Raw genomic sequence first — 19,802 nt, forward strand, 5'->3', positions numbered from 1 at the left:
CCGCCAGCAGCCGGATTACGCCCGCTCAAACCCGCGGGCGATCTCGTAGTCTGTAACCACCCGGTCGAAATCCTCGATCTCCACTTCCGCCGCGCGGACGTAGTGATCCACGACGTCATCACCCATTGCCGCGCGCAGCATCTCCGAGCCTTTCAGCGCCACCGCCGCATCCCGCAGGGTGCCCGGGATCATGCCGGTGTCGCCCTGATAGACATCGCCCCGGGTGGGGGCCTGCAGCTCCAGCCCTTCCTCGATGCCTGCAATGCCGGCAGCCAGCATACCCGCCATCGCCAGATAGGGGTTCATGTCGGAGCCGGGTATGCGGCACTCGACGCGGATTGCCTTGGTGCCGTCGCCGCACAGCCGGTAGCCCGCAGTGCGGTTGTCCACCGACCAGATGATCCGCGTGGGCGCAAAGGTGCCCTTCATGAAGCGCTTGTAGCTGTTGATATAGGGCGCCATGAAGGCGGTGTAGTCGGGCGCGTATTTTAGCAATCCCGCCATGTAATTCTTCATCAGCGCTGACATGCCCAACTCGTCGCTCTCATCATGGAACGCAGGCTTGCCGTCCTGCCACAGCGACTGATGCACGTGGGAGGAGGACCCGACCTTGTCGTGGCTCCACTTCGGCAGGAAGGTCACTGCATGGCCCTGTTGCTCCGCGATCTCCTTGATCGCGTGCTTGGCAATGGTGTGGAACTCTGCCGTGTCCATCGCCGCCGCGTATTTGATGTTCAGCTCCTCCTGGCCGGTTTCCGCCTCGCCTTTGGAGTTCTCGATCGGCAGGCCCGCATCCCACAAGTGATTGCGGATGGGGCGCATCACATGCTCCTCGCGGGTGGTCTGCAGGATGTTGTAGTCCTCGTTGTAGCCGGAGATCGGCTCCAGATCGCGGAAACCGGAGCGGCGGATCTCGTCAAAGCTTTTGGCGAACAGGAAAAACTCCAGTTCGGTGGCGCACATCGCGTCATAGCCCATCGCTTTCAGGCGGTTCACCTGTTTCTTCAGGATCGCACGGGGGGAGTGGGAGACTTCTTCGTGCGTATGGTGATCCAGCACGTCGCACATCACCATAACGGTACCCTCCAGCCACGGGACAGGGCGCAGGGTGGAAAGGTCGGGCTTCATCACATAGTCGCCATAGCCCCGTTCCCAGCTGGTCGAGGCATAGCCGTCCGGGGTCGCCATCGCCAGGTCAGTCGCCAGCAGATAGTTGCAGCAATGGGTTTCTTCCCAGGCGCCATTCACAAAATGCTTGGCATGGAAGCGCTTGCCCATCAGGCGGCCCTGCATGTCCACAAGGCAAACCAGAACGGTGTCAACGGTGCCATCGGCAACCTGGTCCTTAAGAGTGTCGAAGGAGAGCATGAGCGGCCCTTTGTCTGTTGCGCGCAAAACTTTTCCTCAAAAGTTTTGGCAAATTCCTTGGGTAAGGAATTTGGCCCGCTGCGGCGCAGGCCAAATTCCGTTTTCAACCGGTGCGTCAGCCGTAGCGGTAGGGGCGGCCGGCCTTCTGCATGTCAGCGTTATACTTCTTGAAGATCTCCACAACCTTCGCCTTGGTCTCGGACTCGGCTGCGATTTCATCCCAGAACTTCACGGCTGCGTCTTCGACCTGCTGCCATTCATTGTCGGGAATGGTGGTCAGCTTCATCTTGTCGCCATTCACGCGCAGGGACGCTTCGCCGCCCCAGTACCACCACTGGCGGTAGTAATGCGACTGGTCGCAGCAGACGCGGAACAGGGTCTGCAGGTCTTCCGGCAGTTCGTTCCAGCGGCCCTGGTTGGCAAAGAACGACCCTGCCCAGGCACCGGAGATGTTGTTGGTCAGGAAGTAGTCGGTCACATCGGCCCAGCCGACGGTGTAGTCTTCGGTGATGCCGGACCAGGCGATGCCGTCCAGCTCGCCGGTCTGCACCGCGACCTCGATGTCTTCCCAGGGCAGGGTGACCGGGACCACGCCAAACTGCGCCAGGAAGCGGCCAGCGGTCGGGAAAGTGAAGACGCGCTTGCCCTTCAGGTCTGCCAGCGAATTGATCGGATCCTTGGTGGCAAAGTGGCAGGGATCCCAGGCGCCGGCCGAGATGTGCTTGACGCCGACCTTGGAGTATTCGGCGTCCCAGATCTCGTTCAGGCCGTACTGGTTGAACAGCACCGGCACGTCCAGCGAGTAGCGCGAAGCAAAGGGGAAATAGCCGCCAAAGACGGTTACTTCGGTGGGCGAAGCCATCGAGTCATCATCCGACTGCACTGCATCGATGGTACCGCGCTGCATGGCGCGGAACAATTCGCCGGTGGGGACCAGCTGATCGGCGTAGTAAAGCTCTATCTGCATCCGGTCGCCGGCGATCTTGTTGAACATGTCGATGGCGGGTTTTACCACATGCTCGGCCAGTGCAGCACCTGCATAGGTCTGCATCCGCCACTTGATAGTGGACTGGGCCAGTGCCGGGGTGGCCAGCGGCGCCGCCATGGCGCCAACACCGGCGGACTGAAGAAACTTACGTCTTGTTGTCATAATTCTCACTCCTTGTTGAAACATCCGGCCCCTTGCCGGGACTCTCCTTGGTTATTTTCCGTAGACATATTCCGGCAGCCACAGGGCGATCTGCGGGAACATCATGATCAGGGCGAGCGCCAGCACCATCACCGCGGCAAAGGGGATGATCGAGACATAGATGTCCTTTAGCCCGATCTCCGGCGGCGCCATTGCGCGCATCAGGAACAGGTTGTAGCCGAAGGGCGGCGTCATATAGGCGATCTGCGTGGTGATGGTGTAGAGCACGCCGTACCAGATCAGATCAAAGCCAAGCGCCCCAACCAGCGGCACATAGAGCGGTGCCACGATCACCAGCATCGCGGTGTCATCCAGGAAGGTGCCCATCACGATGAAGCTCAGCTGCATCAGGATCAGGATCATCCAAGGGGAAAGGCCAAGTTTGGTGGTGAACAAGTCCTCGATCGCCTTAACCGCCCCAAGACCGTCAAAGATCGCGCCAAAGGCCAGTGCCGCCAGGATGATCCACATGAACATGCAGGAGATGCCGAGTGTCGATCGCACCGAGGTTTCGAACACGTCCTTGTTCATCCGCCCCTTCAGCACCGCAGCAAGGAAGGCAGTCATCGCACCAATGGCCGAGCTTTCCACCAGCGAGGTCCAGCCGTTTACAAAGGGCACCATCATCGCGGCAAAGATCGCCAAGGGCAGCACGCCGGAGAACAGCAGGCGATACTTTTCCTTCATGAACACGTCTTTGTAGAACATGGCGTTCTTGCGAGTGAGGAAAGAAAGAAGGCCAAGGGCAAGCGCCACACCAAGCGCGGACTTGGTCTCCATTGCGCCGGTCAGGATCAGCAGCGGCACCAGCACCAGCGCACCGAGAACGATATAGTTCAGGCGCAGCGGGTGGTCGGTAATCTGCTCATACTCGGCCAGATCCTCCGGGTGCATCGCGGGTCCGAGGTTCGGCTGCATACGGGCGCGAACATATATGTAGATGATGAACATGGTTGCCATAAGCAGGCCCGGGATCACCCCTGCCAGCCACAGCTGCCCCACCGGCTGACGCGCAATCATCGCATAGAGCACCAGCACCACCGAAGGCGGTACCAGGATACCCAGCGAGGAGCCTGCTTGAATGGTGCCGGTCACCAGGATCTTGTCATAGCCGCGGCGTAAGAGTTCCGGCAGCGCAATGGTCGCACCAATGGCCATGCCAGCAACCGAAAGGCCGTTCATGGCTGAGATCAGAACCATCAGGCCGATAGTGCCGATGGCCAAACCGCCCTTAACCGGCCCCATCCAGACGTGGAACATCCTGTAGAGATCGTCGGCGATTTTCGACTCCGACAGCACGTAGCCCATGAAGATGAACATCGGAAGTGTCAGCAAGGGATACCACTTCATCAGCTTCATGGCGGCGGAGAAGGGGATCTCCACCCCGCCGGTACCCCATAGCAGCATGCCCGCAACCGCACCGACAAAGCCGATGGCGCCAAACACCCTCTGACCGGTCATCAGCATGAGCATCATGCCGGCAAACATCACGATGGCGATCCATTCGTAGGACATCAGATTTCAACTCCGCGCAGGCGTCCGATATCCCGGAACAATTCGGCAAGGCATTGCAGCAGCATCAGAAAGACACCGAAGCAGAGGATGGTTTTGACGGGCCACAGAAACGGCCGCCAGGCGGTGGAGCTGCGCTCCAAATAGCCGAGCTGTTCGCCGGCGGCGGTGGGACCTTCGGTCACCAGCGTCGTCAGCAGGTCCCAGAAGAACTGCAGCGGTTCCAGCCCGAAATAGCCCAGTGAATAGGCGGTTGAGCTGAGAGCGCCGTACATCAGGATCACCAGATAGGTGATCAGGAACAGCACGGTGAAAGCATCGACCATCGCCTTGGTCTTCGTGGACCAGGCCCCGTAGAACAGGTCCATCCGTACGTTTGACCCAAGCTGCATCGAGTAAGGGCCGCCCAGAACGTAATAGGCGACCATCACGAACTGCGCGGTCTCCAGCGTCCAGTGCGATGGGTTGAAAAACGTCTTGGACGCCGAGGACCAAAGCAGCACCCCGATGAGGGCGAAAATCAGATACATGGCAAAGCGGCCAATGGCGCGGTTCATCGCGTCGATGCCGCGGACATAGGCCCGGATGATTCTAGGCATCTGGCCCTCCCTTCGCTGCCAGCGCGGCCAGGGCCGGGCGCAGCAATGTCAGCATTTCTTCTGCCATGGCCTCTTCTTCTTCTGGTGTTGCCACCAGATCATTGCGGATCTCGATCATCACGTTGGCCAGCCCATGCGCCAGCCCGTGGATTTTCAATGAATGGGTGACGCCGTCAGCCGGCCCATAGGGTTCGTTACGCTCGACCCGGCGGTGCGGCAGGGCAGGGGCCTCTGCCAGCATCGCGTCCGCCAGCCTGCTGTCGTTGTCATGCAGGATGCCGATCTCCACCGCGCGTTGCTTGCCGAAATAAACCGGTGTGAAGCTGTGCATTGTGACCAGCACGGTCTGCCGCCCGGATTCTTTGCGGGCCTTTATCAAATCGGAAACGGCTGCGCAGAACGGATCATAGACCGTTTCCACCCGTTCCAGACGCTGCTCCGCGGTCAGTCCCTTGTTGCCGGGAATTTCCACCAGTTCGGATTTCTCCGGCATGGCGCTGGCGGCCTCTGGCGGACGATTGCAGTCATAAACCAGCCGCGACACGGTGCTGGCGACCAGCGGGGCATCCAGCACTTTGGACATATGCAGGGCCACGGCCCGCGCGCCCGGGTCCCATGCGGCATGGCTCAGCCGGTCGGCTTCGCGCAGGCCCAGCCCGTCGTAACGGGCGGGGATGTTGCTGGAGGCATGCTCGCACAGAAGCAGGACCGGGCTGGTGCCGTTACGGTTCACCACCTCCACCGCGTCCTTCTGAGTGTGAGAATCACTCTCGTGCATGCGCCGCCTCCCTGCGAATTGGAAAAATGTTTCCATGAAGAGATATTTGTGTCAATATCTTTTCATGATCGGTTCCGGACAGGTATTCCTGAAACTTTCTTTTCAGGCCGGTTCCAGGTTAGAAAGTGTCTGTTCAAAACAGGAATGCGCCCTTGTCGAAACCTCCTGCCACCGTTCGCGAATTGATCCGTGAGAGCTATTCCTCGCTCACCCAATCCGAACGGAAGTTCGCGAACCTGCTGCTGGAAAACTATCCTGCGGCGGGACTGGCCTCGATCACCATCGTTGCCGGGAATGCTGAAGTGTCCACGCCGACGGTGGCCCGGATGGTGCAGAAACTGGGGTTTAAAGGGTATCCGCAGTTTCATCAGGCCCTGCTGAAGGAGCTGGAGGCCAAAGTTTCCGGTCCCACCAAGCGGCGCGACAACTGGGCCTCAGAGGCGCCCGAAGGCCACCTGCTGAACAGATTTGCACAGGCGGTGACTGACAACCTGCAGCAGACGTTCTCCAACATCGACTCCGCCCATTTCGACGCCGCGGTGCATCAGCTCGCCAATACTGAGGGGCGGCTTTATGTGGTGGGCGGTCGTATCACCCGGGCGCTGGCGGATTACGCCTTTACTCACTTTCAGGCGATCCGGCAGCGGGTCACCCATATGACATCCTCCTCCGCCACCTGGCCGCATTACGTGCTGGATATGGTTGAGGGCGATACGCTCCTGATGTTCGACGTGCGCCGGTATGAGACCAACCTGCAAAGGCTGGCCGAGCTGGCCTCGGAGCGCGGGGTGAAGATCGTGCTGATCACCGATCAATGGGCCAGCCCGATTGCGTCGGTAGCCGAGCACACCTTCAACTGCTGGGTTGAAATCCCCTCGGCCTGGGACTCCAACATCTCCACTATGATGCTGCTGGAGGCAATGATCGCCGCCACGCAGGAAGAAAGCTGGGACAAGACCAAGGACCGGTATGACCGGCTGGATGAGCTGTTCGATATGACCCGGCTGTTCCGCAAGTTCTCCTGATCCGGTCAGGTTCTCCTGATCCGCTGCATGGACATTGCCCGCCGGTTGCGCCTTACTGATGGTATAGCCGGTTTCATTCAGGCAGGAGTATTCACATGCGTTTTTCCGGAATTCTGACAGCTGCCGCAGTGGCAGCACTGGTTGCCGCGCCCGCAGCGGCCAATCCGCTCAGCCGTATCCTGGCCAAGTCCGGGCTGACACCGCAGGACACCAACATCATGCGGCAGGCGGAGCAGTCCCTGCTGGCCGAGGCGCAGGGCGGAAAGCAGGCAAAGTGGTCCAACCCGGACAGCGGCGCGCACGGCAACGTGCAGGTGGCGGGCAAGGAGGGCGATTGCGTGCTTCTGCAGCATCAGGCTTTTGTCAAAGATGACCAGACCGCCAAGCAGGTCCGCCGCAAGTTCTGCCCCTCCGAAGGCAAATGGCAACTGTCCCAATAGAGACGGCCGCTTAAGCCCGGCAACAATTATTCCAAGGATAAAGAGATGTCTGAAATCACCCGCAGCCATACCACCCAGCGCATGAGCCAGATCGTAACCCATGGCGATACCATCTACCTCGCGGGGCAGGTTGGCACCGCCGGTGCCAGCGTAGCGCAGCAGACCCAGGACTGTTTGGACAAGATCGACGCGCTGCTGGCAGAGGCGGGCAGTGACAAGACCCGCATCCTGCAAACCGTGATCTGGCTTGCCGACATGAAGCACTTTGCTGAAATGAATGCGGTCTGGGATGCCTGGGTGCCAGAGGGTCATGCCCCTGCACGCGCCTGCGGCGAAGCGAAGCTGGCCCGCGAGGATTTCCTGGTGGAACTGATCGTAACTGCGGCCAAAGCCTAAGTTTGCCCCGGCTGGCAAGGGAAAGGCGGGCAGGCATCCCGCCTTCTTTGCTGAAAATCTAGTCCAGAGCCGCGGCGGCCTTCCTGATGGCCGCTTCGGTCTGTTCCAGATCCTCGTCCGTCAGCGCCAGGCTGGGGTAGGTCTTGCCCGGTGATTTGAAGATGCCTTCCTGGCGCAGCACCGCGTTATAGCGCTTGGTGCGCTCCGTATTTCCGGCCTGGGTGTCCCGGTAGTCGCGCACTTTGGCATCCGTGAAGACGATCTCGAACAATGCAGGTTCACCGACGATCTGAAACGGCACAGCGGCCTCTTCCAGTGCTGCGCTTGTCACCTGCATCAACCGCTGACCGGTGCTGTTCAAGTGGTCATAGGCACCCTCGCGGCGCAATATTTCCATTGTCTTCAGGCCCGCAACAGCGGCCACCGGGTTGCCTGACAGGGTACCCAACTGCATCAGCCAGCCTTCGGCACCTACTTCCGCCTTGTCGAAGTGCCGCATAACGTCGGCGCGCCCTACAATAGCTGCCAACGGGAAGCCGCCGCCGATTACCTTGCCCAGCGTCGCCAGATCCGGCGTCACACCGTAAAGTTCCTGACCGCCGCCGTAGGTGGAGCGGAAGCCGGTGACGACTTCGTCAAAGATCAACAGGCTTCCGTGCCTTTGGGTTTCCTCACGCAGAAGTTGCAGGAAGCCCGGCAGCGGCGGCACGATACGCTGCAGCGGCTCTGCGATAATGGCCGCGATCTCGTGCCCATGCTCTGCCATCAGCTGCTTGATGTATTCGAAGTCATTGAACGGCGCGACTAGCACTTCTGCGGCAACCGACGGCGGGATGCCGGCACTGTCTGGAATAGCCTGCGGGAAATTAACACGCTTAGTGGGGGCCAGACTCATCTGCGCTTCTGCCGACATGCCATGGTAGCCGCCCTCGAACTTGACGATCTTGGTGCGCTCGGTGAAGGCACGGGCCAGCCTGATTGCATACATATCCGCTTCGCCGCCGGTGGAGACATAGCGCAGCTGCTCGGCGCAGGGCACTGCGCGGCAGATCACCTCAGCCAGTTCTATGCCGCGGGTGTTGCTGGCAAAGAAGGTCATGCCTTTCGGCAGCTGCTCCAGAACGGCCTCCAGCACCTCAGGGTGGCCGTGGCCCAGCATCATCGGGCCGGAGCCTATCAGGAAGTCGATGTACTCCTTGCCGTCCTCGTCCCAAACGCGCGAGCCCTTGCCCTCGCGAATGACGATACCGGGATCGAAGTTGCCAAAGCCGCCGGCGGGCAGCACGGCCTTGGCGCGGTCAATCCACTCGGCCTGGGTAAGGATCTTTTCCATGGTTTTGGTTCCTGTTGGGCTGGGTTGGCCTAGTTGGAGATTTTTTGACCAAAAAGTCAAAAGTTATTCGATCACAGCTGCGGGAGTGCCCATCCCCGCACGGTCGGGGCGCACGCCAAGGCCGGGGCCGTCGGGCGGGGCGATACGTCCATTTCGGCGCTCTGGTCCGGCCGGATCCAGCCGCGGGCTGACGTAAGAGGACAGATCACAGACATTCATCAGCCGCAGCGGATCGGTGGCTGCCCCCAGATGCAACAGTGCCGCGGTGGTGATGTCAGAGCCCCAGGTGTCCTCGATGCACATCTTAGCGCCTAGATGCAGGCAAAGATCGCGTGCACGGCGGGAGGCCGACAGGCCGCCGAATTTCGACAGTTTGATTGCCACCGCATCCATCACCCCTGCCGCATGGCCTGCCAGCAGCGATGCCGTGTCATGAGCACTCTCATCCAGTTTCATTGGCAGCCCGCAGGCGGCCTGCACCCGTGCGCAATCCTCAATGGTGGTGCAGGGTTGTTCCAGCATGATGTCCAGACCAGCCACAGCCCGGCCGACGCGCGAGGCATCCAGCGACGTGGCACCGCAGTTCCAGTCGCCATAAACCAGCGGTCCGCTCCCGACTGCCTCCCGCACCATCCGCAGCCGGGCCACGTCGGCCTGCCAATCCCTGTCGGCGCCTAGCTTCACCTGAAATTGGGTGATGCCGGTTTCTTGTGCCTCGCGCGCGATACGGGCCATATTCTCCGGCGCGATACAAGTGATTGAATGATACAGCGGCATGTCTGCCTGCCGTTGCCCGCCCAGCAGTGCGTGCAGCGGCAGCTTCGCGGACTGTGCGGTCAGGTCCCACAGGGCAATGTCGATTGAAGACTTGGCGTATTGGTGCCCCTGCAGCCAGGCGTCCAGCTTGGCCATCACGGCTTCGGGGCCGATCGGATCTGCTCCGAGCAGCAGCGGTGCCATCTCTTCAACTGCAGGCCCAACGCCGCGGGCATAGGCGGGCAGATAATGCGGGATCGGGCAAACCTCGCCCCAGCCGGTGATCCCGGTATCGGTGTCCAGCGCCAGCACCACGCTTTCAACCGTATCGCAGATCTTGCCCTCCGCCATGTGATAGGCAGTGTGGCTGGTCAGCGGCACATGCCACAGGGATATCCGGGTGATCTTCATATGCGCGCTCCCAATTCGGATTTCTTCAGCAGATCGTCCCCGCGCCAGAAGGCTGCTGCCAGCAGCGGGCCGGGCACCATATCAATGGCGTGTTTCTGGTGCGGCGCGTGGTGGATGGTGTCGCCGGGACCCACGTCCCGCGCTGGGCGGCCTTCGGAAAAAAACCGGGCCTGGCCTGCGAGGACCAGATAGGTCTCTTCCGGCGCGTGCGAGTGCTCGTCATAGTGCTGCCCGGTGCCCCAATAGCCAATGGACAGCCGCATCTCGTCGCTTTGATACAGCCCCTTGGGCGAGATCAGGTTGACCCAGCCGTAATTGTCCAGCCAGTCGCGGGAGAAACCGTCGGCCTCGTTATAAGTCTGCTGCCAGCGCAAACGGGGCAGGGCGGCGGCCAAAGCGGCCACGATGGGCGCAGTCGCCTCGCTGAATTGCCCCCCGGTAGAGGCAATTTCTTCAATCCTTTCGCAAACCGGCAGGCGCTGCGGTTTCATCTCCAGCATCGGCAAGCCCTGCATTCGCGTGCAGAACCAGGCCAGCCCGTTTGTCCGGGCAGCAATCTGTGTCAATTCCTGCAATAGCCGAGCAGGCATTCTCTTAGCCTCCGAAGACTGCAACTGCATCCCCCAGCGCGCCTTCCTCGGGCGTCACGCCAAGGCCAGGCAGTGAGGGCGGCACTGCAACACCGCGGACATTCCGCGCGCCCTGGCCGGGGACCGGATCCACATCCAGATGATAGTGGCACAGCCAGCTCGCCAGCCGGTTTGCTTCGGGTGTCGAGGCCGCCAGATGGATCGCCGCGGTATCCGCGAGCGCTGAGCCGCCCACATCTTCAACATGCATCTGCCAGCCCACCGAGACGCCAAAGTCGCGGATCTGCCGGGCCTTGGTCAGCCCGCCAACGCGGTTGGGCTTCACCTTCACCCCTTCGCAGGCGCCGTGTTTCCATGCTTGCAGGTGGTCGCCGAACGTATGCAGGCATTCATCGAGCATGATCGGGTTCGAGACCCGCGCCGCAACATGGGCGCATTGATCCAGCGTCTCGCAGGGTTGTTCCACCCAGTCGCGTGCCTTGACCGAGTTCAGGACCTCCACCGCTACCGCAGGCTGCCAAGCGCGGTTCACGTCAAAGGTCACCTTGTGCCCCTTGGGCAGGCCTTCAGAAATCGCCTCGATCCGGTCGATATCCAAGCCGATGTCAGTGCCGCCCACTTTGGCCGAATGCACGGTGTACCCATTTTGCGCAGCACGGTCGATCAGCGTCAGCATTTCCTCCGGGGTGCCAGTGGAGATCGACGAGTTCACCAGCACCGGCGCCGCCTCTTCCCCGCCCATGAGCTGCCACAGCGGCAGGTTCGAGGCCTTCCCCAGGATATCCCAGCAGGCCATGTCGATGGGTGCTTTGACATATGGGTGACCCGGCAATTGCACATCCATCACCCGGTTCACATGTTCCAGGCTGCGCGGATCCTGTCCGATCAAGGCAGGTGCCAGGGTTTCAATGCCGGCCCGGATCCCCGGCCCATGCGCGGGCAGGTATGTATGCCCCCAAGGGCAGCCTTCTCCCCAACCGGAGATGCCTTCGTCCGTGTCGATGCGCACAAAGGTGCTGTCGAGCTTTTCGAACTTCAGCCGCCCTCCCGATAGGCAATAGGGCTCGGTCAGCGGCATGTCGACCTGGTAGATGGTGATGCGGGTGATCTTCATTGCGCCCTCTCCTTGGTGCAGCTCAGGGACTTGCGTGTTCATCGGTAAGTTCCTTGGCGGCGAAGCCGGAACCCGGTTGCGTCAAGGCGTTCCCGGGACCCTCCGGCATGCCGCGGCCCTGCGGGGCGGGGCCGGCGGGCCAGGACGGAACCTCTCTACCGGCAGCCAGTGCGGCGCGGCAAAACTCGGCTTCACTGAGGGCGGGAACAGAAAGCACCCATCTCAAGGGACCACCACGATATTGCCGGTGCGTTTCTTCGCAATGAAGGCGGCCTGCGCCTCCTTCAGTTGCTCCAGGGGGTAAGCCGCGGCCAGTGCCGGCCTGATCTCTCGCTTTTCAATATACGACACCACATCAGTGAAGTTGCGGTGCGGTGTAACGGTGGAACCGGTGAAGGTCAGGTCACGCAGATAAAAGGTGCGCAGGTCCAGTTCCACCATTGGTCCAGCAATCGCGCCAGAACAAGTGTAGCGCCCGCCGCGCTCCAGCACGTCTATCAACCTTGGCCATTGCGCGCCGCCCACCACATCGGCAACAACGGTCACCTTCTCGCTGCCAAGGGCTGCCCGCAAGTTTTCCGGCGTGCGCGGCAGGATCAGGTCAGGTCCAAGCTCCGCCACCTCGGCGTGCTTGGTCTCAGACGCCATCGCGATCACCCGCGCGCCGCGGCGCTTGGCTAGCTGAATCAGCGCGCCGCCAACCCCGCCGGAGGCGCCGGGGATCAGCACCGTGTCACCGGTGCCCACGCCCGCCCGGCTCAGCATTCCTTCGGCGGTGACATAAGAGCAAGAGAAAGTCGCCAGCTCCGCGTCGCTGAGAGAGCTTTCGATAACGGCCACACCGCGCGCATCCGCCTTAGTGTATTCAGCAAAGCCGCCATCGTATTCGGAGCCGAAGTATCCGGCCTTGTCTTTGTTCTCGGGGTCGTCCCAGTCGCGGACCCAGCCGCCGACCATGACGCGCTTCCCGATCAGGGCTGGATCGGCACCGTCGCCGACAGCCACGACTTCGCCAACCGCATCCGCACCTTGGATGCGCGGGAACGTCAGAGGACGGCCGCCCCAGGTCGGGTCTTCTTCGCCCACTTCGTCAAAGGCACCGCCGGTGGTGGCGCCCTCGACTGTCTTGGAATACCAGCCGGAGCGGGTGTTCACATCGGTGTTGTTCAGCCCGCAGGCGCCGACCTTGATCAGTACCTCCATTGGCCCGGGCTGCGGAACCGGCCAGTTCTCGTGCCATTCGTATTTGTCCAAATCGCCGTGGCCTGTCAGGACCATCGCCTTCATGGTGTCGGGCAGGGTCATTATTCGCGTTTCCCTTTTGGTCATGGGGGAGGGGGCGCTGCCCCCCGCCTTTGGCTCCCCCTGGAGTACTTTCAGCAAGATGAAAGGAGGAGCCGAATTCTGTTTATTCTGCCGGGGTGAGCGTGGCGTCTGTACGGGGCCGCAGGCTTTCGGGGTCGTAGGCGGGGGCGCCCAGGATCCGGCCCTTGCGCGGCTTGCCTGCGATGATCACCTCAATCCCCGTGCCCGGCACATTGGCGTGCGGTTTGATATAGGCGAAGGCCAGGATCTTGCCGACGGTATGGCCATAGGCGACCGAGGCGGTGGAGCCCACGACCTTGCCCTCCAGCAGGACCGCTTCGCCGCCGTGGCCGTCCTCCACCCCGTCCGGCTCAATCTCCAGATAGGCGCAGACCCAGGGTTTGCCGGCGTCGTTCAGCGTTTTGTCCTTGCCCAGAAACTCCTTGTCCGTGCGGGCAAAGCGCAGCACATCCGCCTCGGCCAGGGTCACTTCGTTGGTAAGCTCACCCGCGCCCTTGAAGCCCTTTTCCATCCGCATCGCGTTCATGGCGAAGGATCCGTAGTCCGCAATGCCATGCGCCTCGCCAGCGGCCCAAAGGGCGTTATAAACCGCCAGGGTGCTGCTGCGCGGGATGTGCAGTTCCCAGCCAAGCTCGCCCGCATAGGACATGCGGAAGGCCCAGAGCCTGTGGCCCGCGACCTCAATCTGCCGCGCTGTCAGCCATTTGAAGCCGGAGTTGCTCAGATCCGCATCGGTGCATGCACCTAGGACCTCGCGGGCTTTCGGGCCATTGAGAGCAAGCGCGGCCCAGTCGGTGGAGAGGGTTGTGATCTCCACCTCTTCGCCCGCGAGGTTCTGGTTCAGGTGGTCCAGCAGCCGCTGTTCAAAAAACGCGGCGCAGACCAGGTAATAGCTGTCCGCGGCCAATTTCACGACGGTGGTTTCCAGCTCGATCCGGCCGCGGCGGTTCAGCATATGGGTAAGGGCAATGCCGCCAACTTTCTGCGGCAGGCGGTTTGCAGTCAGCCGGTCCAGCAGGGGCGCGGCACCGGGGCCCGAGACCTCGACCTTGGTGAAGGCGGAGATGTCCATGATGCCGACGCCTTCACGTACGGCCGTGCACTCCAACCCGACCATATCGTGCACTTCATTCCGCTTGAAGGAATAATGATCGCGCTGCTCCACACCATTCTTGGCAAACCAGCGCGGGCGCTCGTGGCCGTAAACCTCCTCATAGACTGCACCTTTTTCCTTCAGCCGTTCGTAGAGCGGCGAGGGTTTGATCGGGCGTCCTGCCAAGCGGTTGAAATGCGGGAAGGGGATCTCGTGGCGCAGCTTGTAGTCTTCATGCGCCTTGGTCACCTGCCAGTCCTTGGTGGCATAGGCGCCAAAGCGGCGCGGGTCATATTCGCGCATCGAGATGTCGGCCGCACCATGCACCATCCAACGTGCCAGCTCGCGGGTCAGGCCGGGACCCCAGCCGATGCCGATCTGGGTGCCGCAGCAGCACCAGTAGTTCCTGACGCCCGGCGCCGGGCCGATCAGCGGGTTGCCGTCCGGCGGGTGCGAGATCGCGCCATGCACTTCGCGCTGGATGCCAAGCTCAGCAAAGATCGGCATCCGGTTCAGGCTCTCCTCCAACCACGGCATCACCCGGTCGTAATCGGCGTCAAACAGCCAGTTCTCGTATTCCCACGGGCAGTGGTCATGCCAGACCGAGTTGCTGCCCTCCTTCTCGTAGATCCCGATCAAGCCGCGCTTCTGTTCCATGCGGATGTAGCCGGAGACTTTCTTATCATCGCGGATCACCGGCAGTTCTTTATCCAGGCCTTCAAATTCAGGCACTGGCTCGGTCACGAAGTAGTGGTGGGTCATTGAGGTCATCGGCAATTGCAAACCCGACCATTCGCCCATCTGACGGGCATAGGTGCCGCCTGCGTTCACAACATGCTCGCAGCGGATGGCGCCCTTTTCCGACTCGACGATCCACTCGCCGTTTTCAGCCTGTGTTATGTTGGTGGCGCGGCAGTGCCGGATGATCCGCGCACCCAGCTTTCGGGCGCCTGCGGCCAGGGCCATAGTCACGTTGGTCGGGTCGACGTGGCCGTCATCGGGGGTGTAGAGCGCGCCCAGAACACCTTCGAGGTTATAGAAGGGATGAAGCTCGGCGACCTTTTCCGGGCCGGTGAGTTCGATATTGAACCCCAGCGAACGGCCTACCGACAGGGTATGGCGCAGCCAGTCCATCTCGTCCTCGGTATAGGCCAGGCGGAAGGAGCCGCAGCCGTGCCAGGTCACCGCCTGACCGGTCTCTTCCTCCAGCTTCCCGGAAAAAAGGCCGATGTTGTAGTCCACGCATTTGCCCAGCCCGAATGAACTGGTGGAATGGGTGATCTGCCCGGCCGCGTGCCAGGTCGAGCCGGAGGTCAGCTCAGCCTTTTCCAGCAAAACCACCTCCGGGCCCCAGCCCTCGTGCGCCAGGTGATAGGCCAGGCCCACCCCCATCACACCGCCGCCCACGATGACCACACGGGCCTGTGCCGGGAATTCTTTCTCAGCCATTTCGCCGTTCCTGATTGCAGAGTCGCTTTTCTGCTCGACAGGCTATTTCCATATTTGTACCATCGTCAACCATGAATGGGACAAATGTATCATTAACCGTTTTGGAGCGCCTCACCGAAGAGTGGGACGCGCTGACTCCCGAGGCGCAGAAGGCGGCCCGCTATGTGTTGGAAAACCCTGCGGACGTTGGGGTTTCCACCGTGCGGGAGATCGCCGAGGCCGCCAATGTGAAGCCCAACACCTTTGTCCGCATGGCGCGGCAGGTGGGGTTCGAGGGCTACGAGGATTTCCGCGCTCCCTTCCGCGAGGCGATTCGCCGGGGCGGGGTGTCCTTCCCCGACCGGGCGCGCTGGCTGCAGGACATCGGCAAATCTGGCGAGCTGGGCGGGCTCTATGCCGATATGGTGGGGGCGGCGATCCGCAACATCGAGGAGACCTTTGCGGGCATCGATGCGGACGGACTGGAGGCGGCGGCGCAGGCGATCTGGCAATCGCGGCAGGTCTTTACTCTTGGCGTCGGCGTCAACAACGCCAACGCCCGTAACTTCACCTATCTTGCCTCCACCGGCATGAAGCAGTTCCACGCCATCCCGCGGCCCGGCTCCACACCAGTGGATGATCTCGCCTGGGCTGACAGCCAGGATGTGCTGATCGCTATGACCTGCAAACCCTACCGGGCCGAGGTGATTGAGGCGATCAAGATCGCGCGCGAACAAGGGGTCACCATTGTCGGCATCTCCGACAGCCCCGCCAGCCCTGTGGTTCTGAACGCGGATCACGGTTTTGTCGTCGCGGCGGACACGCCGCAATTCTTCCCGTCATCCGTCTCGACCATCGCCCTTCTGGAAACGCTGCTGTCCTTTGTGATTGCGGTCTCCAGCGAGGAGATCGTCGAACGGGTGGAGAGATTTCACAAGCGCAGGCACCAGTTGGGCCTTTATGCGGAGGACCCTGAATGAACGCCCCTCTGACCCATTCCCTCGAGGCGCGGTACTATACCGACCCGGCTATCTTCGAGGCGGAGCGCAAGGGCTTGCTGGCCCGCACCTGGCAGTTTGCCGGTCACGCCAGCCAGCTGGAGAACCCCGGCGACTATTTTGCTTTTGAGATGGCAGGCGAAAGCTTGTTCAGCATCAAGGGGCGCGATGGCGAGATCCGTACTTTCTATAATGTCTGCCAGCACCGGGCACATCAGCTGGTTTCGGGAGAGGGGACAACACGGGTTGTGGTCTGCCCCTACCACGCCTGGACCTATGAGCTGACCGGTCAGCTGCGCGCCGGGCCGAATCTCAAATCGGTGCAGGGCTTCGACAAGTCCAAGATCTGCCTGACTGAAGTGCGTACTGAGGTTTTCCTGGGCTTCATCTTTGTGAACCTGGACCCGGAAGCAAAGCCGATGGACGAATGGTTCCCGAATGTCCGTAGTGAGCTGGAAAGCTTTGTGCCCAATTGGGCGGATCTGAAACCGCTTGAATGGGTGGAGATCCCGGAGAACTGCAACTGGAAAGTCTCGGTCGAGAACTACTCCGAGTGCTATCATTGCAGTCTCAATCACCCGACCTTCTCCACCGGAGTTATCAAGCCGGAAACCTATGACATCCAACCTCAGGGTTTCTGCCTGCGCCACACGACAGAGTGCAACTCGCTGGACCAGATGACCTATGACATCAACTCCGGTTTTGAGAACAACGAGAAATACTCCAGCTGGTTCCTGTGGCCGATGTTCTCCTTCCAGGTCTATCCGGGTAACTTGCTCAATACCTATCACTGGCGGGCGGTGGATGCGGACCGCGTGGTGGTCTGGCGCGGCTGGTACTCGATCTGCGGCGAGGACAATGAAACCGTGCGCCGGATGGCGGTGCAGGACCGGGCGACCACGGTGGAGGAGGATATACATCTGGTGGAATCCGTGCAGCGCGGATTGCACAGCCGCGGCTATGTGCCAGGGCCTTTGGTGGTCGACCCCTCTTGCGGAGTGAATTCCGAACATTCAATCCTGCATCTTCAGAAGTGGATGCGCGAAGCGGCAGACCGCGACCTACAGGAAGCAGGGAACTAACCGGTTATGAGACAGCTAGAGGCCGAATGGCTGAACTACATTGATGGCGCCTGGGTGCCGGGCGGGGCAGGGTGGATCGACGTTACCAACCCGGCCAATGGCGAGTTGCTGGCCCGGCACGCGCTCGCCGATGCCGCGGACGTGGACCGTGCCGTGCAGGCGGCCCGCCGTGTGCATCTGTCCGGCGAGCTTTCAGCGCTGCGCCCGATTGCACGCGGCCGCATGGTGCAGGCAATGGGCCGCTACCTGTTGGACAACGTCAACGAGATCGCCCGCGTCCTGACCCTGGAACAGGGTAAGCCGCTGTGGGAAGCCCGGATCGAGATTGAGGGCGCCGCCCTCTATTTCGAATACTACGGCAATCAGGCCAGCACCGTCGAAGGCCGCTCGATCCCGCTGGGCGGCGGCTATTTCGACTGGACCGAAAATGAGCCGATGGGCGTATCCGCCCAGATCATCCCCTGGAACTATCCGGTGGAGATGACCGCGCGTTCTTTGTCCGCAGCGCTGGCCACCGGCAACGCCTGCGTGATCAAGACGCCGGAGCTTACCCCGCTCACTAATGCCTGGCTCGCCCGCGCGGCTGAGGCCGCCGGTTTTCCGGCCGGTGCAGTCAACGTGCTCTGCGGCTATGGCCACGAAGCCGGCGCGGCGCTGGCGGGCCATCCGCAGGTCAATCAGATTGTCTTTACCGGCTCGGTGCCCACCGGCATCCGCATCGCCACCGCGGCAGCGCAGAACGTGGTGCCTTGCGTGCTGGAGCTTGGCGGTAAATCCGCCGCCATCGTGCATGAGGACGCCGACCTCGACGCAATTGAGAACGACATCCGCTGGGGTATCTACTTCAACGCAGGCCAGGTCTGCAGCGCGATGAGCCGCGTCATCGTGCACGACAGCCGCCACGATGAGCTGGTCGAGCGTGCAGTGAGTGTGGCCGAAAGCCTGAGCGTGGGCGCGGGCATCGACCGGCCTGAGTTCGGCGCCAATATGGGCGCCATGGTCTCTATGCCGCAGCGCGACCGGGCGCTGGGCATCGTCCAGCAGGCCCAAGCCGATGGCGCAACCATTGCAACAGGCGGCAGCCCCATCGGCAATGCAGGCGCTTTCCTGGCGCCAACCGTTGTCTCGGGCATTACGCCGTCGGACAGCATCGCCAGCGAGGAGATCTTCGGACCCGTACTCTCGGTCCTCAAGTTCCGGTCCGATGCCGAGGCGGTCGAGATTGCCAACAGCACCGAATACGGGCTGGTCGGCGGCGTCTTCACCCGGGATCTGGATCGCGCCACCCGCTGCGCCCGCCAGATCCGTGCGGGCCAGGTCTTTGTGAACGAATGGTACGCAGGCGGCGTCGAAACCCCCTTCGGCGGCTACGGCAAATCCGGCTATGGCCGCGAAAAGGGCCGCGAGGCGCTGTGGAACTACGTTCAGACCAAGAATATTGCCATGAAACTGAGAGGCTAAGATGAGCGCATTTGACGAAGACCTGTTCCTGAAAGGCATGGAGCAGCGCAAGGCAACGCTTGGCGCCGGGTATGTCGAAAAGAACCTCGCCGCTGCTGATGACTTCACCCGGCCTTTCCAGGAAGCGATGACCGCCTGGTGCTGGGGCTTCGGCTGGGGCGACGATGTGATCGACGCCAAGACCCGCTCGATGATGAATCTCTCGATGATCGGCGCGCTGGGTAAGATGCATGAATGGGAACTGCACTGCCGCGGCGCCATCAACAACGGCGTTACTAAGGAGGAAATCCGCGCGATCATCCATGTGATCGGCATCTACTGCGGTGTGCCTCAGGCCTTGGAATGTTTCCGTGCCGCCCGCAAGGTTCTGGAAGAGCAGGGCTGACAAGCCGGTTTGAAATCGTTTGAAAAGCGGCCCCTATGGGCCGCTTTTCTATACTTGGGGTGACCTAGCTACTGCTCATTCCGTTGACGCATTGTTAACGCATTAGGTTTCGCAGCGACCCCCCTTTTCCATTACGCACTGTGCCGACTTGGAGGGGGGCTGCCTCTTTAGGTTCCGGTCAATTTTGCCGGGATATTTCGGTCAGAAGACTGGCGGAACGGTTTTTTGCCCGGGCAGGGGGCTTTGTTTGCTGGGATTCCCGATCTGAGTTCCTTGATTCCTGCGCCTGGTTCTGTGGATATATGATGCGAGTCTGTGGGTAAGTGGGGCGGAGTGCTGATTTGAGGGCGCTGGTTTGGGTTTGCGGTGTTTTCGGTTGCTGGAAGCGGGTCAGTTTTGCTGACTTTATTGCGGGTTAAGTTGTTGATATTGTTTGATTTGTGATTTTTCTTTTTGGAAAGTTCTGTTTTTTGCGTTTTTTGGGTTGCGGGTGTTCTGGGGTATCCGTAAAAGCCCCC

At 61.3% G+C, this 19,802-nt stretch carries 19 protein-coding genes; 7 read left to right on the plus strand and 12 right to left on the minus strand.

Annotation, left to right across the window (positions count from 1 at the left end):
• Positions 1-15: 15 nt before the first annotated feature.
• The 5 genes from RA26_RS07380 to RA26_RS07400 all read right to left on the minus strand — a co-directional run bounded on the left by RA26_RS07380 (position 16) and on the right by RA26_RS07400 (position 5,446).
• Positions 16-1,368 carry a glutamine synthetase family protein gene (locus RA26_RS07380; protein WP_039181975.1) on the minus strand — a complete coding sequence of 451 codons (1,353 nt, stop codon included), beginning with the start codon at positions 1,366-1,368 and terminating at the stop codon, positions 16-18.
• 115 nt (positions 1,369-1,483) lie between these two features.
• The gene (locus tag RA26_RS07385; RefSeq protein ID WP_039181977.1) at positions 1,484-2,518 is read right to left on the minus strand and encodes a TRAP transporter substrate-binding protein; all 1,035 of its coding nucleotides are present in this window, start codon (positions 2,516-2,518) and stop codon (positions 1,484-1,486) included.
• 51 nt (positions 2,519-2,569) lie between these two features.
• Positions 2,570-4,072, minus strand: a complete 1,503-nt coding sequence (locus RA26_RS07390) for a TRAP transporter large permease (protein ID WP_039181981.1) — start codon at positions 4,070-4,072, stop codon at positions 2,570-2,572.
• Positions 4,072-4,668: a TRAP transporter small permease subunit gene (locus RA26_RS07395; protein WP_039181983.1), complete on the minus strand. Its 597-nt coding sequence runs from the start codon at positions 4,666-4,668 to the stop codon at positions 4,072-4,074. The genes RA26_RS07390 and RA26_RS07395 overlap by 1 nt, the downstream gene beginning before the upstream one ends.
• Positions 4,661-5,446 (minus strand): N-formylglutamate amidohydrolase, encoded by a 786-nt coding sequence (locus RA26_RS07400; RefSeq protein WP_039182127.1) that lies wholly within the window; start codon positions 5,444-5,446, stop codon positions 4,661-4,663. The genes RA26_RS07395 and RA26_RS07400 overlap by 8 nt, the downstream gene beginning before the upstream one ends.
• Positions 5,447-5,598: 152 nt before the next feature.
• On the opposite strand from RA26_RS07400, the gene RA26_RS07405 reads away from it, so the two are divergent.
• The 3 genes from RA26_RS07405 to RA26_RS07415 all read left to right on the plus strand — a co-directional run bounded on the left by RA26_RS07405 (position 5,599) and on the right by RA26_RS07415 (position 7,307).
• Positions 5,599-6,471 (plus strand): MurR/RpiR family transcriptional regulator, encoded by an 873-nt coding sequence (locus RA26_RS07405; protein ID WP_039181986.1) that lies wholly within the window; start codon positions 5,599-5,601, stop codon positions 6,469-6,471.
• Positions 6,472-6,566: 95 nt separating this feature from the next.
• Positions 6,567-6,911, plus strand: coding sequence for a hypothetical protein (locus RA26_RS07410; protein ID WP_039181989.1), 345 nt, complete (start codon positions 6,567-6,569; stop codon positions 6,909-6,911).
• 45 nt (positions 6,912-6,956) lie between these two features.
• The gene (locus RA26_RS07415; protein ID WP_039181992.1) at positions 6,957-7,307 is read left to right on the plus strand and encodes a RidA family protein; all 351 of its coding nucleotides are present in this window, start codon (positions 6,957-6,959) and stop codon (positions 7,305-7,307) included.
• A 58-nt stretch (positions 7,308-7,365) separates the two neighbouring features.
• On the opposite strand, the gene RA26_RS07420 is transcribed toward RA26_RS07415, so the two are convergent.
• The 6 genes from RA26_RS07420 to RA26_RS07445 all read right to left on the minus strand — a co-directional run bounded on the left by RA26_RS07420 (position 7,366) and on the right by RA26_RS07445 (position 15,379).
• Positions 7,366-8,640, minus strand: coding sequence for an aspartate aminotransferase family protein (locus RA26_RS07420; RefSeq protein WP_039181994.1), 1,275 nt, complete (start codon positions 8,638-8,640; stop codon positions 7,366-7,368).
• Positions 8,641-8,703: 63 nt separating this feature from the next.
• Complete coding sequence (locus tag RA26_RS07425) at positions 8,704-9,807, minus strand: mandelate racemase/muconate lactonizing enzyme family protein (RefSeq protein ID WP_039181997.1); 1,104 nt, start codon at positions 9,805-9,807, stop codon at positions 8,704-8,706.
• Positions 9,804-10,397, minus strand: a complete 594-nt coding sequence (locus RA26_RS22065; RefSeq protein ID WP_193747597.1) for a dimethylsulfonioproprionate lyase family protein — start codon at positions 10,395-10,397, stop codon at positions 9,804-9,806. The genes RA26_RS07425 and RA26_RS22065 overlap by 4 nt, the downstream gene beginning before the upstream one ends.
• Before the next feature lie 4 nt (positions 10,398-10,401).
• Positions 10,402-11,511: a mandelate racemase/muconate lactonizing enzyme family protein gene (locus RA26_RS07435; RefSeq protein WP_039181999.1), complete on the minus strand. Its 1,110-nt coding sequence runs from the start codon at positions 11,509-11,511 to the stop codon at positions 10,402-10,404.
• 222 nt (positions 11,512-11,733) lie between these two features.
• Positions 11,734-12,816 (minus strand): alcohol dehydrogenase family protein, encoded by a 1,083-nt coding sequence (locus RA26_RS07440; RefSeq protein ID WP_241482601.1) that lies wholly within the window; start codon positions 12,814-12,816, stop codon positions 11,734-11,736.
• 103 nt (positions 12,817-12,919) lie between these two features.
• Positions 12,920-15,379 (minus strand): FAD-dependent oxidoreductase, encoded by a 2,460-nt coding sequence (locus tag RA26_RS07445; protein ID WP_039182002.1) that lies wholly within the window; start codon positions 15,377-15,379, stop codon positions 12,920-12,922.
• Positions 15,380-15,450: 71 nt separating this feature from the next.
• Here RA26_RS07445 and RA26_RS07450 point away from each other — a divergent pair, with 71 nt between their 5' ends.
• From RA26_RS07450 to RA26_RS07465, 4 genes are read left to right on the plus strand one after another with little or no spacing between them, the layout of a single operon-like run.
• On the plus strand, positions 15,451-16,338 hold the full coding sequence (locus tag RA26_RS07450) for a MurR/RpiR family transcriptional regulator (protein ID WP_039182005.1): 888 nt from the start codon (positions 15,451-15,453) through the stop codon (positions 16,336-16,338).
• A complete protein-coding gene (locus tag RA26_RS07455; protein ID WP_039182009.1) occupies positions 16,335-17,438 on the plus strand; it encodes an aromatic ring-hydroxylating oxygenase subunit alpha in 1,104 nt (367 codons plus the stop codon). The genes RA26_RS07450 and RA26_RS07455 overlap by 4 nt, the downstream gene beginning before the upstream one ends.
• A gap of 6 nt (positions 17,439-17,444) precedes the next feature.
• The gene (locus tag RA26_RS07460) at positions 17,445-18,899 is read left to right on the plus strand and encodes an aldehyde dehydrogenase family protein (protein ID WP_039182011.1); all 1,455 of its coding nucleotides are present in this window, start codon (positions 17,445-17,447) and stop codon (positions 18,897-18,899) included.
• Between the two features lies 1 nt (position 18,900).
• The gene (locus RA26_RS07465) at positions 18,901-19,284 is read left to right on the plus strand and encodes a carboxymuconolactone decarboxylase family protein (RefSeq protein WP_039182013.1); all 384 of its coding nucleotides are present in this window, start codon (positions 18,901-18,903) and stop codon (positions 19,282-19,284) included.
• 167 nt (positions 19,285-19,451) lie between these two features.
• On the opposite strand, the gene RA26_RS23070 is transcribed toward RA26_RS07465, so the two are convergent.
• Positions 19,452-19,802: hypothetical protein (locus RA26_RS23070; protein ID WP_206540426.1), on the minus strand; the 351-nt coding region annotated here is incomplete at its 5' end.

This window comes from Leisingera sp. ANG-M7 (genome assembly GCF_000813965.1).
Lineage (GTDB): Bacteria > Pseudomonadota > Alphaproteobacteria > Rhodobacterales > Rhodobacteraceae > Leisingera.

What these genes read in the sequence shown, in the direction of transcription:
- RA26_RS07395 (WP_039181983.1), bottom strand. Translation starts at nt 4,668, where the DNA reads ATGCCTAGAATCATCCGGGCCTATGTCCGCGGCATCGACGCGATGAAC.
- RA26_RS07435 (WP_039181999.1), bottom strand. Translation starts at nt 11,511, where the DNA reads ATGAAGATCACCCGCATCACCATCTACCAGGTCGACATGCCGCTGACC.
- RA26_RS07410 (WP_039181989.1), top strand. Translation starts at nt 6,567, where the DNA reads ATGCGTTTTTCCGGAATTCTGACAGCTGCCGCAGTGGCAGCACTGGTT.
- RA26_RS07415 (WP_039181992.1), top strand. Translation starts at nt 6,957, where the DNA reads ATGTCTGAAATCACCCGCAGCCATACCACCCAGCGCATGAGCCAGATC.
- RA26_RS07440 (WP_241482601.1), bottom strand. Translation starts at nt 12,816, where the DNA reads ATGACCCTGCCCGACACCATGAAGGCGATGGTCCTGACAGGCCACGGC.
- RA26_RS07400 (WP_039182127.1), bottom strand. Translation starts at nt 5,446, where the DNA reads ATGCACGAGAGTGATTCTCACACTCAGAAGGACGCGGTGGAGGTGGTG.
- RA26_RS07445 (WP_039182002.1), bottom strand. Translation starts at nt 15,379, where the DNA reads ATGGCTGAGAAAGAATTCCCGGCACAGGCCCGTGTGGTCATCGTGGGC.
- RA26_RS07420 (WP_039181994.1), bottom strand. Translation starts at nt 8,640, where the DNA reads ATGGAAAAGATCCTTACCCAGGCCGAGTGGATTGACCGCGCCAAGGCC.
- RA26_RS07450 (WP_039182005.1), top strand. Translation starts at nt 15,451, where the DNA reads ATGAATGGGACAAATGTATCATTAACCGTTTTGGAGCGCCTCACCGAA.
- RA26_RS07460 (WP_039182011.1), top strand. Translation starts at nt 17,445, where the DNA reads ATGAGACAGCTAGAGGCCGAATGGCTGAACTACATTGATGGCGCCTGG.
- RA26_RS07390 (WP_039181981.1), bottom strand. Translation starts at nt 4,072, where the DNA reads ATGTCCTACGAATGGATCGCCATCGTGATGTTTGCCGGCATGATGCTC.
- RA26_RS22065 (WP_193747597.1), bottom strand. Translation starts at nt 10,397, where the DNA reads ATGCCTGCTCGGCTATTGCAGGAATTGACACAGATTGCTGCCCGGACA.
- RA26_RS07380 (WP_039181975.1), bottom strand. Translation starts at nt 1,368, where the DNA reads ATGCTCTCCTTCGACACTCTTAAGGACCAGGTTGCCGATGGCACCGTT.
- RA26_RS07465 (WP_039182013.1), top strand. Translation starts at nt 18,901, where the DNA reads ATGAGCGCATTTGACGAAGACCTGTTCCTGAAAGGCATGGAGCAGCGC.
- RA26_RS07455 (WP_039182009.1), top strand. Translation starts at nt 16,335, where the DNA reads ATGAACGCCCCTCTGACCCATTCCCTCGAGGCGCGGTACTATACCGAC.
- RA26_RS07385 (WP_039181977.1), bottom strand. Translation starts at nt 2,518, where the DNA reads ATGACAACAAGACGTAAGTTTCTTCAGTCCGCCGGTGTTGGCGCCATG.
- RA26_RS07425 (WP_039181997.1), bottom strand. Translation starts at nt 9,807, where the DNA reads ATGAAGATCACCCGGATATCCCTGTGGCATGTGCCGCTGACCAGCCAC.